We start from the raw sequence: 14437 nt of genomic DNA on the forward strand, positions 1-14437 counted from the left end.
AGAAACATGTTATTTGAAAATTTAAATATTATTGAGCCTATCTTAAAGGCCTTAAAAATTGAGGGCTATACAAGTCCTACACCTATACAAGAACAATCTATTCCACCTATACTAGAAGGAAATGACTTAGAAGGATGTGCACAGACTGGAACAGGAAAAACTGCAGCTTTTGCAATACCTACTTTGCAGCTTCTTTACAATAAACAAGCAGGCCAAAAGGGACCAAGAAAAATCAAAGCATTAATATTAGCTCCAACTAGAGAATTAGCTATTCAAATTGGAGAAAGTTTCACTTCTTATGGTAGATACACTGGATTAAAGAGTACTGTTATATTTGGTGGAGTTTCACAAAAATCTCAGACAGAGGCATTAAAGGCAGGAGTAGATATTTTAATTGCCACACCTGGAAGGTTACTTGACTTAATGCAACAAAGATATATAAGCTTACAAGATATAGAAATATTTGTTTTAGATGAAGCAGATAGAATGCTTGATATGGGACTTGGACATGATGTAAAAAGAATTATAGCAAAACTTCCAAGTAAAAGGCAAACCATGTTATTTTCGGCTACTATGCCTAAGGAAATTTCAAAGTTAATAGATTCAATTTTGACCAATCCTATAAAGGTTGAGGTGGCACCTGTTTCATCAACTATTGATACTATTGATCAATCTGTATATTTAGTTGAAAAAAGAAACAAAAAAGCCTTGCTTATGCATATTTTAGAGAATAAATCTTTTGAATCTGTTCTTGTTTTTTCTCGAACAAAGCATGGTGCAAATAAGATAACTGGAGATCTTGTTAGATTTGGTATAGAAGCACAAGCTATTCATGGTAACAAGTCACAGAGTGCAAGACAACTTGCCTTAAAGAACTTTAAGGAAAAGAAAATAAGAGTATTAGTAGCAACTGATATAGCAGCAAGAGGTATCGATGTAGAAGAATTGTCTCTTGTAGTAAACTTCGACTTGCCAGATGTACCTGAAACTTATGTTCATAGAATTGGACGTACTGGAAGAGCTGGAGCAGAAGGTGTTGCAATCTCATTTTGTGATAATGAAGAAAAGAGTTCTTTGAGAGATATTGAAAAAACAATATCAAAAGCCATACCAGTGATTGAAGAGAATCCTTATCCTATAAGTAATTCAACTGTAGTTATTGAAACTTCTAAAGAAGTGAAAAGTAAGGATTTTAAAAAGAAACCATATGAAAAAAATACACACAGAAACAGCTATTTTAGAAAAGATAAAAAAAGAAACTAAAAAGCATAGTATTCATTTCTAGTAATTTTACAAATGAATACTATGCTTTTATTATTTTATTATAGCTTGAACTCTTCCTACCTGACCATCGGTTAATCTTACTTTTATTCCTCTAGGGTGATATGAAGACTTTGTAAGTATATCTTTTACAGTTCCTCGGGTAAGTTTTCCTGTACGTTGATCTTCTTTTAATACTATATCTACAAGTCTTCCAGCATATATATCAGCTCTTGTTTTACCAGTCATAATTTATTACGCCCCTTTATATTTTTGTGTTATAATCATAACACAAGAAATTACTGTAAACAAATACAAAAATGAAAGAAAATCATACTTAATTATGTTACAATATAATAAAAATGAAGCTTTTAAGATTATATAAATAAAATATAGGGGAGAAGCTACAAATGAATTTAAAATTGGACGCAAAAGGGAGAAAGATTTTTTTTATACGTGTATCAATGTGTATACTTGGTGTGCTAATAATTTTAGCTTTGTTAAATCCATCAAAAGAAGCTAATTCAGATAAAGCAGCTGGCAATAGACCAACAATAAATAAAAGTGATATGGCTGTAAAAGTTGGAAAAGACAAAAATGGAAATATATACATGGAACAAAATAATATATTTGAGAAATACACCATAAAGCTTAGTAGTGCAATTAAAAATATATCTTATAAGCAAAATGATACATCTGTAACTGTAAGTTTTGATAAAGATGTTCCTCTTAATCTTAACACTCAAATTAGTGAAGAGAATTCTAAAGATTTATATCTAACTAATGATAATAATAAAAAAGACTTAACAATTAAAAAGAAATATAAAGAAAATAACTTTGTTTATATAAATGATGGAAAAGATAACAATGAAGTGGTTATATTAATAAGTAAGGTAAAAAAGCCATTTAAATATAAAGCTGTACTTAATCCTGGTCATGGCGGTGTTGATAGTGGACAAAGTGTTGGAAATCTACATGAAAAGGACATAACATTGAGAATAGTTAAGCTTATGGCAAGTGATCTTGAATATAGTGGTGTGAATGCAGTTCTTACAAGAAATAAAGACGAAGGACAAGCTCTTTCTGATATTGCTGATTTTGTTAATAAGAATAAACCCGATGTGTTTATGTCTGTTCATATCAATGGAATTGATGTAAATCCAAGCAAATATCAAGGAATAGGAACGTATTATTATGATGAAAATGGGTATCAAACAAATGAAAGAATTAAGCTTGCCAATATAATATTAAAAAATGCAACTAAAAGTGATGGATGGAAAAATGACGGAGTAATTAGAGATAAACTTAAGGTTATTAGACTAAGTAAAGCTCCAAGTGTGCTTGTTGAAGCTGGATATTTGACTAATAGTGCAGATAGAGCAAGGCTACAAGATGATAAGATTTTAGGGGATCTTGCAAACAATCTATCGCAGGGAATTGTTGAGTATGTTACTAAAAAATAAATGATATAGAGTTGATAAATATAAGGAGCTAGTATATATGGATAAAATGAATTTAAAAAATGAACAAGAAGTTATTGTGAGAGAGGCAAAAGAAGATGATGCAGCTTCAATGATTAGCTTTTATAATTTAGTAGGCGGGGAGACTGATTTTCTTTCATTTGGTAGAGATGAATTTCATAAAGATTTGAATGAATATAAAAAATATATAAAAACAACATATGAAGAAAGTAATTCTATAATACTATTGGCTTTTATTGATGGAAAAATAGTAGGAATAGCATCCATTAACTCAAATCAGAAAGTTAGAAGCAGACACGTTGGAACTTTAGGCATAGTTATAAGTGAAAAATGTTGCGGGTTAGGACTAGGAAAAATTTTAATGGATAATCTTGTAACATGGGGGAAAATGAATAAAGTTACTAAAAAAATAACCCTTGTTACTAGAGAGGATAACTACGGAGCAATTGCTTTGTATAAAAAAGTTGGATTTGAGAAGGAAGGAACATTAAAAAAAGATAATTATATAAATGGAGTTTATTATAATACACTTGTAATGAGCCTTTTCGTTTAGAATATTAATGAAAAAAAGCATCTATCTACATATGAGGATAGATGCTTTTCTTATCTATAAATAGATTAAAAGTAAGACCACTTAACACTAAAAATCCACCTATAATTTTACCAATAGATAAATTGTTTAAGGTTAAGTAATCAATAAAAATACCAGTAAACAATTGACCAATAAAGATTATAAGAGTTAGATAAAAGACAGAAATTTTAGGGGTTATGTAGCTTGAAAGTCCAATAACAAAAATTCCAGTAAAACCACCTAGATAAGCCCAAAAGGGAACAGAGGTTGATTTTATATGAAGCCATTCCTGACTAAAAATTAAAAATATAAATGAAAAAATTAATCCAAATAAATAATTAAAAAAGGTGCCTTGCAAAATTCCAATATGTTCTGCTAGTTTAGAATTTAAAATTCTGGATATTACTATAGAAACACCGCTTAATATTGATACTAAAATGTATAAAAACATAATCTATCTCCTCAAAATATGGTCATTACAAGTATTCCAAAAGAAACAAGAATTAAACCAATAAATTTTTCTTTTCTGAATCTTATTATATCCATTCCAAGTAAACCAAAGTGGTCAATGATAATAGCAGTAATAGATTGCCCAAGTAGACCTAAAGCTATAGTTACAGCCACGCCAAGGGTTGAATAACTTAAATTATTAAAAAGTACAGTAAAAATACCTATAGCACCTGCACTATAAAGGTATATAGGAATGTTTTTCTTAAATTTAAATTTTGTTCTAGTTATTAATAAAATAAATATTATAGAAAAAAGTCCTGTAAGATGAATAATTACAGTGGATGTGTAATTTCCATAAGAATTAGATAAGGTTCCATTAAACATAATCATTATAGATATTAAAGCCCCTATAAAAGACGAAATTAAGGTTTTCATTGCATCAACTCCTAGTGTAATTAATTTAAATATACTTTATCATCAAATGCTTGAAAAGCGTCATGACATATGTCATATTAAAATAAAAATATTAATTTATTGAAAAGGATTGATGAAGTATGATTAAAATAAATAATTTAGACATGATTAATAAATACATCTTAAAGTATGGCATTAATGACATTTTCACAAAAGATATGAAGCCTTTTATGGAAATACTTTTATTTGAGAAAAACCAGTTTGTTTTCAAAGAAGATGAGGATATTAAATATTTAATTTTTTTAATAAAAGGGAGATTAAAGGTATATGTAACATTAAGTAATGGAAGATCTCTGCTTAATTGTTTTTGCCAGGATTTTAAAGTGTTTGGCGATTTAGAGTTCATTAATTCTCAAACTGCATATTCAAATGTACAGGCAATAGCAGATACATATTGTATTGGAATTCCAATTAATAAAGTTAGGGAGTACTTATTAAATGATGCTAAATTTTTAAAATACATTTGTAGTGAATTAGGAGAAAAATTACTAAAATTCTCAAGAAACACTTCTATTAATTTACTTTATCCTTTGGAGAATAGGCTTGCAAGCTATATTTTGGCTACTGGGCAAAAAAATCATAATAATGGAAGGATAGAATTTAATGAAAATTTAACTGAAATAGCAGAACTTTTAGGCTCAAGTTATAGACATTTATTAAGAACCTTGAACATGCTTTGCTTAAAAGGTAGTATAGAGAAGAAAAATGGATACTATGAAATTATAGATAATGGTATTTTAGAGGAATTAGCGGTGGGTGTGTATAGCTAATCAAGAAATTTATAATAAAAATTAGGAGGATTAGTATGAAAAAGATATTAGTAGTTGTTGATTACCAAAATGATTTTGTTAGTGGAGCATTAGGATTTGAAAAGGCTAAAACATTAGAAAACCCTATATATGACAAAATTAATGAATATTTAAATAATGGAAATAAGGTAGTGTTTACTTATGATACACACAACGAAAATTATTTACAAACAAGAGAAGGTAAAAATTTACCTATAGTGCATTGCATTAAGGGTAGCAAGGGACATGAGTTATATGGAAAAGTAAATGAGTTTAAGAATTCAAAAAATACATTGCATTATAATAAAGGGAGTTTTGGAATGTCACCTAAAGACATGATTAAATTAGCAAATGAAATAGGTGAAGATATTGATGAATTTGAGATTATTGGAGTTGTTACAAACATGTGTGTAATAAGCAATGTAGTAATGTTTCAGTCACAGTATAAAAATGCAGACATTATAGTTGATGCAAGTCTTTGTGCAAGTTTTGATGTTAGTCTTCACAATAAATCCCTTGATGTAATGGAGTCTTTACAAATAAAAGTAATTAATAAGGGCAATGAATAAGTATAAATTCATTGCCTTAAATTATAAATAACTTATATAAAAGTATTTAATTTATTAAACAATAGATTTATAATAAAACATGTATGCAATGCAATTGTTCACGTTAACAAAATGCGTTTTTATATAAAGATTCATACTAAAAATACTAGGTGGTGGCTTTAATTTGATAACAGATATGACAAAAGGGAATATTCCTAAACATTTAACTTATTTTGCAGTACCATTAATATTAGGAAATTTTTTTCAGCTAACTTATAACGCAGCGGATTCTATTATAGTTGGTAGGTTTGTTGGTACAAAGGCATTGGCAGCAGTTGGTACTGCAAATCCAATTATGAATATTGTAATGTTTTTTATAATAGGAATTTGTATGGGTGCTTCGGTTTTAATGAGTGAATACTTTGGTGCAGGAAATATAAAAAAGCTGAAAAGGGAAGTATCCACTACAATGATAGCAGGTTTTATTTTTACAATGGTTATCATTGTATTTTGTATAATAATGACCAAACCAATATTAGAATTAATTAGAACACCAGAAGAAATATTACCAGATGCAACAAGTTATCTTAGAATCATATTTTGTGGACTTATATTTACATTTTTATATAACGTGTATGCTTCAACACTTAGAAGCATTGGCGATTCAAAAATACCATTAATATTCTTAATTATCTCTGCGGTTTTCAATGTAGTTATGGACATTGTTTTTGTTGTAATATTAAAAATGGGGGTTCCTGGTTCAGCACTTGCAACCGTAACAGCAGAAATGCTTTCAAGTGTATGTTGTATTACATATGCATATGTAAAAGTACCAATGCTTCGTTTCTCAAGAAAAGAATTTGTAATGGATAGACAATTACTAAGAACTACAATTAATTACAGCTGGGTAACAGCTATGCAGCAAACCTGTCTTTATGTTGGAAAGTTTCTGGTGCAAGGTGCAGTTAACCCACTTGGAGTAGATGCAATTGCAACATTTAATGCAGTAAATCGTGTAGATGATTTTGCATTTACACCTCAACAAAGCATTAGTAGTGGAATGACTACATTTTTAGCACAAAACAGAGGCGCAAAAAAAAATGAACGTATTAAAAGCGGATTTTGGTCTGGAATGAAGCTTGAAACTTTGTACTGGCTTATGCTTTTAGTCACAGTGTTTTTTGGAGCACCGCATATAATGCATCTTTTTGTTTCAGAAGAAAATTCAAAAGTTGTAGAACTTGGAATAAAATATCTTGAAATGATGGCATTTTTTTATTTGTTACCAAGTTACACAAATGGGATACAAGGATATTTTAGAGGTATGGGGGATTTAAAAATCACATTAAGGTCAACCTTTGTACAAATAGTTGGACGAGTAATATTTGCATATATATTAGCGCCTAAATTTGGCATTGTAGGGATTGCATTAAGTTGTCTTGCAGGGTGGATAATTATGCTTGCTTATGAGGTTCCTCTTTGTATTAAACACAGAAAAAATTATCCATGCTAATTTTGTTTCATAGTGTAACTTCGCTAAAGATATTAGCATAATTTAATATCACAACAATTTAAGCGGAGGAAAACTATGAATGTAACATTAACTTCGTTACACTATATTTATTTGATGTTTATTATTGTCTTAATTATAGCAATGGCAAAAAAGAAGGATATATCATTATTGTGTATATTAGGTATATTTATATTGGGACTAACAGCTACAGGTTCAGTAGTAAAATCTACTATGGGCGTATTTAATAGTTTTGTATATGCGGCAAAGGAACTCATGCCTACCATATTTGTTATATCTATAATAACTGCCATGAGTACTGCAATGATTGCTTCGGGAATAAATGATGAAATAATAGCTCCATTTAAGGGAATAATAAAAAATTATTGGATTGCATACTGGCTTATTGGGTTAATCATGATGGTATTATCTTGGTTCTTTTGGCCTTCTCCAGCGGTGGTGCTTGTAGGTGCACTATTTTTGCCGATTGCAAAGAAAGCAGGACTTCCGGCTATTGGATTAGCTATAACAATGAATTTATTTGGGAATGGAATAGCGTTGTCCAGTGATTATATAATCCAAGCAGCACCAAAACTTACAGCAGATGCGGCAGGTATACCGGTATCTAAGGTAATTACAGCAAGTATTCCTCTTGAAATTGTAATGGGAGTAACAACTACTATTGTAGCTTTTTATTTGTTAAGAAGTGAGATTAAAAAAGGAAAATCTTTTAATGAAAATAAAATTTATGAAAAAACTAATAATGTAATGCTGATTTCATCAAAAAACATACGGAGGTTTTTTGCTATATTAATATTAGTATTGTTTGCATTAGATATAGTTGTAATGTATATATATAAATTACAAGGCAGTGATGCAACCGCACTTATAGGTGGAACTGCTATATTTATATTAAGTCTTATTTCTTTGGTATCATATAAAGAAAAATCACTAGAAAAGATAACAGAAAATCTTGTTTCTGGATTGCAATTTGGTTTTAAAATATTTGGAATTGTGATACCTATAGCAGCATTTTTTTACTTAGGCGATTTACCCTTTAATGATATATTTGGCAAGATATTACCGGCAGGATCCAATGGTATTGTTAATGATTTAGGTGTTGCACTCTCAAATAGTGTTCCGCTTAATGCTGTTGTTTCGTCGATTACACTTACAGTAGTTGGTGCAATAACGGGACTTGATGGTTCTGGATTTTCAGGGATATCATTAGCAGGTTCTATTGCAAAGATATTTTCAACTGCTTTAGGTGGTGGGGTAGACACCTTAACGGCATTAGGTCAAATAGCAGGAATATGGGTTGGTGGAGGAACTATAATTCCTTGGGCTGTAATTCCAGTAGCTGCTATATGCAATGTGGATGCTTTTGAACTAGCTAAAAGAAATATTAAACCAGTAGTTATAGGGCTTGCAGTAACAACTATTGTGGCTATGTTTATTATATAGAAATGAAGTATGTTCATAATAGTTAGATATTTCGAAGTACGGGTGAAGGGTTTTAACCAATGCTTCACCTTTCAACGTGCGAAGCAATCGTTAAAAACCTTCACCAACTTCATATTATCAACCTATAAAATCAACCAGTTCTTTGTTAAACTTTTCTTTTTCCTCATAAAACAATCCATGTCCACTATATTCAAATGGAACAAGTTTCGAATTTTTAATTGCTTTGTTTAAAGCCACCCCAAGCTCAAATAAGCAAACTTTGTCATGAATTCCATGAAGAATTAAAGTGGGTACATTTATCTTATTTAAATCAGAAAATAAAGTTTCATTTATAAAATTCTTTGCAACAGCAGCTGTGGACCATCCAGCAGCTTTAAGACCTAAATTAAAAAACCAATCTGAAAATGGAACGGTTATATTCTGAAAAAAGAATATTTCTCCGAAATTTTGAAGCATTTTAGGGCGATCACTATAGGTTTGTTCTATAAGACTAGTTATTTCTTCTTTTGGGACTCCATATGGAAAATCTTTTCGTTTTATTATACTTGGTGCGCCAGGTGCAAAAAGAGCTAGCTTAGATACTCCAAAGCTATGGTGACGAGCCATATACCGTATTGCAATAGCGCCTCCAACAGAATGACCAGCTAAAGTGAAATTTTGCAACTTAAGTGCATCTACTACTGCCCGAACATCATCAGATAATCTGTTGTATGAATAATCACCAAAAGGTCTATCGGAATTACCAAAACCCCGAATATCAATACCGATACATCTGAAACCTAGTGCTGGAAGCTTGTTAAATTGATATTCAAATAAATTGTGATCTGCTGGCCAGCCATGTATAAATAAGATGGTTTTGTTACCCTTAGGATTAATATCTTCTACATAGATTTTTACATTTGGTTCTACTTTAATGTAATATGTCAAATTATTATCCCCCATAATATATTTTTTCATTAATAAGTATATTCACCAAAATACAAATAAATGAAATTTTATTAGCTACGAAATTTTATTTCGTGTAATAATAAGTTGACGAAATAATAAACTTATTATATTATAAATTTGTAATATAAATTGAGGAGGATGAGAAATTGAATGCAGACGATTTAAAGAAAAGTTGTGCTAGGGAAGCACTAAAACATATAAAAAACAATTCTATAATAGGTTTAGGTGGAGGCAGTACTATAGCATATTTAATAGATTATATAAAAGAGAATAATGAACTTAATGTTAAAGTAGTCACTCCATCTATAAAAACAAAGCTGCTTTGTATAAAAAGAGGGTTAGAAGTTCTTCACACTTTAGCTGTGGATAAGATAGATATAGCTTTTGATGGATGTGATGAAGTAGATGAAGATTTAAATGCATTAAAAAGTGGTGGAGGTATTCATACAAAAGAAAAATTAATTGCTAATATGGCAGACGAATACGTACTTCTTGTAGATCATAGTAAATTGGTAAAAAGATTAACATTTAAGCATCCAGTGGTATTAGAAATTTTACAGGATTCATTAAATTATGTTAGCAGAAAAGTAGAAGAATTAGGTGGTGCTATATCAATGAGAAATAGCAGTGCAAAAGACGGTTTTACAATAAGCGATAATGGAAATTTACTTATGGATGTAAGGTTTTCTAATGTTAATAGTATTAAGGAACTTGAAAATAAATTAAAAGACATTTGTGGAGTTGTTGATATTTCTTTATTTACTAAGGTTGTTACCAAGGCAATTGTTGTTAGTGAAAAAGGCGTAAAAATAATTTCTAAAAATTAAATATACGGGGTGGTAAATATGAGTAATTTGAAATGGGCAATACTAGGACCAGGAACAATTGCAACAGAATTTGCAAAAGCTATAGAGGAAGTTAATGGATATATATGGGCTGTAGGCTCAAGAAATTTAGAAAAAGCAAAGAAATTTGGAGCAGAACATAAAGTTAAAAACGTCTATGGAAATTATGATGAAATGCTTAGGGACAAAGATATTGATGTGGTTTATATATCAACGCCTCATTGTAATCATTATGAATATATAATGAGGAGTCTTAAAAATAATAAGCATGTTTTTTGTGAAAAAGCTATAACTGTAAACTCTAAACAGTTAAAAGAAATTGCTGATTTAGCTAAGGAGAAAAATTTAATAGTGGCAGAAGCTATGACAATTTATCATATGCCTCTTTATAAAAAGCTTCGAGAACTTGTTGATGAAGGAAAAATTGGCAAGATTAAAATGATTCAAGTAGCTTTTGGAAGTCTTAAGGAATATGACATTAATAATAGATTTTTTAATAAAGATTTAGCAGGTGGTGCGCTTCTTGATATTGGGACATATGCGTTATCCTTTACTAGATATTTTCTTTCAAGTAAAGCTGAAGAAATTTTAACAACAGTGAAGAAATTTGAAACAGGTGTAGATGAACAATCAGGCATAATACTTAGAAACAGTGCTGATGAGATGGCAGTAATATCTTTAACTATGAGAGCAAAACAACCTAAAAAAGGAGTAGTAGCAGGTGAAAAGGCATATATAACGGTAGAGAATTTTCCTAGAGCAGATAAAGCAACAATAACATATCCAGATGGAACTGCAGAAATTATCGAAGCAGGGGAAACTGAAAAAGCTTTAAATTATGAAGTTGAGGATATGAACAATTGTATACTAAATAAGAATAGTGAAAATACATTAAAACTATCTATGGATGTAATGGATATAATGGACGATATTAGAGGTCAATGGGGAATAAAATATACATTTGAATAGTATGAATAAGGAGTTATAAAATTTGAAGAATAAAAGTAAAAACGTATTAGATAAAATTTTTGCGGTTTACGATAGTTTATACGAGGCAGAAAAAAAGATTGCAGATTATGTTATAAATAATCAAGAAGAAATTATCGAAATGACTGTCTCAGAGTTATCAGCTAAAAGCAGTGTTAGTGAGGCAACTATAATTAGATTTTGTAAAAAATGTGAACTAAAAGGATTTCATGATCTAAAGATAAACCTTGCAAAGGAAATGGTAAATTCTGAGGAAACAAGCACTTCTAATGATATAGATATAAAAAACATAGGACAGTCACTTAAAAATATATTGGCAAATAAAATTGAAGAAATAAAACAAACTATATCCATGATGGATGAAGATGTTGTTAGAGAAATATTAACTATAATCAAAAATGCAAGAATTGTTCAATTTGTTGCAGTTGGAAATACATTACCTGTAGCACTAGATGGAGCATATAAATTTAATCAGATGGGAATAGCATCAGTTGTTAATACTATATGGGAAACACAACTTGCATTTGCTTACACACTAACTGATAAAGATGTAGTTATAGCTATATCAAATTCCGGTTCCTCAAAAAAGCTTTTAACATTAGTGGATATCGCAAAGGAAAAAAAAGCTGCGACAATTAGTATAACAAATCATGAAAACTCGCCTTTAGCTAATAGATGTGAATATCAAATAAACACAGCTACAAGAGAAAAGTTATTTATGGATGAGTTTAGCTTTTCAAGAGTTTCAGCAATGACGGTTATAGAAGTTTTATATTTGTTATTAACTTCAGAAAAAAGAGATGCATATAGTTGGATTAGTCAGCATGAACAATCTATAGCTGAAGATAAGATATAATCATAAATTTGTAAAAATTACATAATTATATTATAATTTAAATTATTGGGCGCTTTTGCGCCCTTTTTAAATATAGAATATGGAGTGGTATTATGTTTATTTTAAAAAGTGAAATTGAATTTGATTCAGCACATTTTTTAAGTGGTTATGAAGGAAAATGTGCTAATATACATGGACATAGATATAGACTAATTGTAAAAATTAAAGGAGATAAGTTAAAAACATCAGGTAATGATCGTGCCATGGTGGAAGATTTTAGTTTTATAAAATCAACATTAAAAGAAATACATGATCTGTTTGATCATAAAATTATTATAGAAGATGATGAGATAGGTAAAGATTTAATAAATAAATTAAAAACTGTACCTCAAGAATTTAAATATGAGTTAGTACAATACAGACCAACTGTAGAAGAGATGTCTAGAAATATTTTTTTCATTATAAAGGGAAAAGGAATAAATATTTATGAGGTAGAGCTCTTTGAAACACCTACCAATAGCTGTATTTATAGAGAGGATGACTAAATGAATTATAACGTAATAGAAAAATTTTTATCAATAGATGGTGAAGGTCCTACTGCTGGAGAAATAGCAACTTTTATAAGATTTGGAGGATGTAATCTTAAATGTGATTGGTGTGATACGGCTTATTCAATTTCAAGAAGTGCAATAGGAGACAGTCTTACTAAAGAAGAAATATATATAATTATAAAAGATAATGGAACTAAAAATGTTACACTTACTGGAGGGGAACCATTAATTCAAGAAGGCATTGAGGACTTAATATATTTTTTAGCAAAGGATTCTAAGTTATTAATTCATATAGAAACAAATGGATCAGTGCCTTTTTACAAATTTGAAAGAATAAATCATTTAAACAATGTAAGTTTTATTGTAGATTATAAATTGCCAAGTAGTAAGATGGAAAGTAATATGCACCTAAAAAATTTTGAGATGTTAAGTTCAAAAGATGTGTGCAAATTTGTAATAGGAACAGAGGAGGACTTAAAAAAAGCAAAAATCGTCCTAGAAAAATATAAATTATTGAGGAAATGTTTAGTTTATTTTAGTCCTATTACTACAAGTATTAAACTAGTGAAAATAGTGGAATTTATGAAATCCAATAAACTTAATGGTGTGAGACTTCAGATACAACTTCACAAAATAATATGGAATCCAGAAACTCGAGGAGTATAGATGAGAATAAATAAGCTACTTAGTAATCTTGGCTTTTGCTCAAGAAGAGAGGCAAATAGAATTATTGAGGATAATAGAATAACAGTTAATGGCAAAAAATGCATACAAGGTCAGTGGGTAGAAAAAACAGACACAATATTAATTGATAATGCACCTATTCCAGTAAGAGATAAAGTTTATATTGTATTAAATAAACCAGTTGGAATAATTTGCACTGCAGAAGATAAGGTAGAAAATAATATAATAAAATTTTTAGGTTATAAAGAATACATATTTCCAGTTGGGAGATTAGACAAAGAATCTGAAGGCTTGATACTCATGACTAATGATGGAGAACTAGCAAATAAAATTTTAGAATCACAAAATGAACATGAAAAGGAATATATAGTGATATTAGATAAGCCTTTTGATGATTGTTTTATAGAAGGTATGGGAAAAGGTGTAGAAATCACAGGTGGTAAAACTAAACCCTGTAAAATAAAAAGGATTAATGATGATACATTTTCAATTATATTGACACAGGGACTAAACAGGCAAATTAGAAGAATGAGTAAAACTTTTGGATATAGGGTAATTAAGTTAAAACGAATTCGAATAGTTAATATAAAAATTGATGGCATTGAAACTGGAGAATGGAGAAAGCTTACAGAAAAAGAAGTGGAGAAATTAAGAAACTTATAAATGATGTTGATTATAATAGTGAGAAATTGCGAAGCAAGAGTTAAAGATTTTCATCATAGCTAAAGCTAGATGAAAAGATTAGAGAAAGCCTTCGGCTAGATGGAAGAATTGACGAGGCCAAGGCCGTCGAAGGTGAGAGAAGTTACTTACGTAACAGGTAAAGGAATTTTTTCCTCCTACGTCAGAAAAATAATGAATTTAGATTTATATATTTAAGTTCAAAGATTTTTCGCAGTATAGCGTAGAAAAATCATCCTTAACACCTTTTGCTGAAAGCAAATTCTCTCACCATTAACGGTATCATCGTTAATTCTTTAATCTTGCCACTCTGGCAATCTTTCACCTTTTTACTCACGCAGTAGAGTAAAAATCTTTAAC

17 protein-coding genes are annotated in these 14437 nt (G+C 29.8%); 13 read left to right on the forward strand and 4 right to left on the reverse strand.

Annotated features, from left to right (window positions below):
* The first annotated feature begins 6 nt into the window (after positions 1-6).
* The gene (locus B8978_RS10410; RefSeq protein WP_084115887.1) at positions 7-1263 is read left to right on the forward strand and encodes a DEAD/DEAH box helicase; all 1257 of its coding nucleotides are present in this window, start codon (positions 7-9) and stop codon (positions 1261-1263) included.
* Positions 1264-1314: 51 nt separating this feature from the next.
* Here B8978_RS10410 and B8978_RS10415 read toward each other — a convergent pair whose 3' ends face one another.
* Complete coding sequence (locus B8978_RS10415; protein ID WP_084115889.1) at positions 1315-1509, reverse strand: YwbE family protein; 195 nt, start codon at positions 1507-1509, stop codon at positions 1315-1317.
* 161 nt (positions 1510-1670) lie between these two features.
* Between B8978_RS10415 and B8978_RS10420 the strand changes: the two genes are divergently transcribed.
* Complete coding sequence (locus tag B8978_RS10420; RefSeq protein ID WP_084115891.1) at positions 1671-2723, forward strand: N-acetylmuramoyl-L-alanine amidase family protein; 1053 nt, start codon at positions 1671-1673, stop codon at positions 2721-2723.
* Between the two features lie 37 nt (positions 2724-2760).
* Positions 2761-3294 (forward strand): GNAT family N-acetyltransferase, encoded by a 534-nt coding sequence (locus B8978_RS10425; protein WP_084115893.1) that lies wholly within the window; start codon positions 2761-2763, stop codon positions 3292-3294.
* Positions 3295-3319: 25 nt separating this feature from the next.
* On the opposite strand, the gene B8978_RS10430 is transcribed toward B8978_RS10425, so the two are convergent.
* Together B8978_RS10430 and B8978_RS10435 are read right to left on the reverse strand one after the other, a co-directional pair.
* A complete protein-coding gene (locus tag B8978_RS10430) occupies positions 3320-3763 on the reverse strand; it encodes a DMT family transporter (RefSeq protein WP_084115895.1) in 444 nt (147 codons plus the stop codon).
* 11 nt (positions 3764-3774) lie between these two features.
* Positions 3775-4197, reverse strand: a complete 423-nt coding sequence (locus B8978_RS10435) for a DMT family transporter (protein ID WP_084115897.1) — start codon at positions 4195-4197, stop codon at positions 3775-3777.
* Positions 4198-4316: 119 nt separating this feature from the next.
* Here B8978_RS10435 and B8978_RS10440 point away from each other — a divergent pair, with 119 nt between their 5' ends.
* From B8978_RS10440 to B8978_RS10455, 4 genes are all read left to right on the forward strand, one after another.
* Complete coding sequence (locus B8978_RS10440; protein WP_084115899.1) at positions 4317-5006, forward strand: cyclic nucleotide-binding domain-containing protein; 690 nt, start codon at positions 4317-4319, stop codon at positions 5004-5006.
* A gap of 35 nt (positions 5007-5041) precedes the next feature.
* The gene (locus B8978_RS10445) at positions 5042-5593 is read left to right on the forward strand and encodes a cysteine hydrolase family protein (protein ID WP_084115901.1); all 552 of its coding nucleotides are present in this window, start codon (positions 5042-5044) and stop codon (positions 5591-5593) included.
* 163 nt (positions 5594-5756) lie between these two features.
* On the forward strand, positions 5757-7085 hold the full coding sequence (locus B8978_RS10450) for an MATE family efflux transporter (protein ID WP_084115903.1): 1329 nt from the start codon (positions 5757-5759) through the stop codon (positions 7083-7085).
* Between the two features lie 75 nt (positions 7086-7160).
* Positions 7161-8546 carry a hypothetical protein gene (locus B8978_RS10455; RefSeq protein WP_084115905.1) on the forward strand — a complete coding sequence of 462 codons (1386 nt, stop codon included), beginning with the start codon at positions 7161-7163 and terminating at the stop codon, positions 8544-8546.
* A 117-nt stretch (positions 8547-8663) separates the two neighbouring features.
* Here B8978_RS10455 and B8978_RS10460 read toward each other — a convergent pair whose 3' ends face one another.
* A complete protein-coding gene (locus tag B8978_RS10460) occupies positions 8664-9473 on the reverse strand; it encodes an alpha/beta fold hydrolase (protein ID WP_084115907.1) in 810 nt (269 codons plus the stop codon).
* A gap of 167 nt (positions 9474-9640) precedes the next feature.
* Here B8978_RS10460 and rpiA point away from each other — a divergent pair, with 167 nt between their 5' ends.
* From rpiA to B8978_RS10490, 6 genes are all read left to right on the forward strand, one after another.
* On the forward strand, positions 9641-10321 hold the full coding sequence (rpiA, locus tag B8978_RS10465) for a ribose 5-phosphate isomerase A (RefSeq protein WP_084115909.1): 681 nt from the start codon (positions 9641-9643) through the stop codon (positions 10319-10321).
* Between the two features lie 18 nt (positions 10322-10339).
* On the forward strand, positions 10340-11308 hold the full coding sequence (locus B8978_RS10470; RefSeq protein ID WP_084115911.1) for a Gfo/Idh/MocA family protein: 969 nt from the start codon (positions 10340-10342) through the stop codon (positions 11306-11308).
* Positions 11309-11330: 22 nt separating this feature from the next.
* Positions 11331-12182, forward strand: a complete 852-nt coding sequence (locus B8978_RS10475; protein WP_084115913.1) for a MurR/RpiR family transcriptional regulator — start codon at positions 11331-11333, stop codon at positions 12180-12182.
* A 92-nt stretch (positions 12183-12274) separates the two neighbouring features.
* On the forward strand, positions 12275-12706 hold the full coding sequence (locus B8978_RS10480; protein WP_084115915.1) for a 6-pyruvoyl trahydropterin synthase family protein: 432 nt from the start codon (positions 12275-12277) through the stop codon (positions 12704-12706).
* Complete coding sequence (queE, locus tag B8978_RS10485; protein WP_084115917.1) at positions 12707-13378, forward strand: putative 7-carboxy-7-deazaguanine synthase QueE; 672 nt, start codon at positions 12707-12709, stop codon at positions 13376-13378.
* Positions 13379-14059, forward strand: coding sequence for a pseudouridine synthase (locus B8978_RS10490; protein WP_084115919.1), 681 nt, complete (start codon positions 13379-13381; stop codon positions 14057-14059).
* The last annotated feature ends 378 nt before the right edge of the window (positions 14060-14437 follow it).

The organism is Clostridium acidisoli DSM 12555 (assembly GCF_900176305.1).
GTDB lineage: Bacteria > Bacillota > Clostridia > Clostridiales > Clostridiaceae > Clostridium_I > Clostridium_I acidisoli.

What these genes read in the sequence shown, in the direction of transcription:
- B8978_RS10410 (WP_084115887.1), top strand. Translation starts at nt 7, where the DNA reads ATGTTATTTGAAAATTTAAATATTATTGAGCCTATCTTAAAGGCCTTA.
- B8978_RS10415 (WP_084115889.1), bottom strand. Translation starts at nt 1,509, where the DNA reads ATGACTGGTAAAACAAGAGCTGATATATATGCTGGAAGACTTGTAGAT.
- B8978_RS10420 (WP_084115891.1), top strand. Translation starts at nt 1,671, where the DNA reads ATGAATTTAAAATTGGACGCAAAAGGGAGAAAGATTTTTTTTATACGT.
- B8978_RS10425 (WP_084115893.1), top strand. Translation starts at nt 2,761, where the DNA reads ATGGATAAAATGAATTTAAAAAATGAACAAGAAGTTATTGTGAGAGAG.
- B8978_RS10430 (WP_084115895.1), bottom strand. Translation starts at nt 3,763, where the DNA reads ATGTTTTTATACATTTTAGTATCAATATTAAGCGGTGTTTCTATAGTA.
- B8978_RS10435 (WP_084115897.1), bottom strand. Translation starts at nt 4,197, where the DNA reads ATGAAAACCTTAATTTCGTCTTTTATAGGGGCTTTAATATCTATAATG.
- B8978_RS10440 (WP_084115899.1), top strand. Translation starts at nt 4,317, where the DNA reads ATGATTAAAATAAATAATTTAGACATGATTAATAAATACATCTTAAAG.
- B8978_RS10445 (WP_084115901.1), top strand. Translation starts at nt 5,042, where the DNA reads ATGAAAAAGATATTAGTAGTTGTTGATTACCAAAATGATTTTGTTAGT.
- B8978_RS10455 (WP_084115905.1), top strand. Translation starts at nt 7,161, where the DNA reads ATGAATGTAACATTAACTTCGTTACACTATATTTATTTGATGTTTATT.
- B8978_RS10470 (WP_084115911.1), top strand. Translation starts at nt 10,340, where the DNA reads ATGAGTAATTTGAAATGGGCAATACTAGGACCAGGAACAATTGCAACA.
- B8978_RS10480 (WP_084115915.1), top strand. Translation starts at nt 12,275, where the DNA reads ATGTTTATTTTAAAAAGTGAAATTGAATTTGATTCAGCACATTTTTTA.
- queE (WP_084115917.1), top strand. Translation starts at nt 12,707, where the DNA reads ATGAATTATAACGTAATAGAAAAATTTTTATCAATAGATGGTGAAGGT.
- B8978_RS10490 (WP_084115919.1), top strand. Translation starts at nt 13,379, where the DNA reads ATGAGAATAAATAAGCTACTTAGTAATCTTGGCTTTTGCTCAAGAAGA.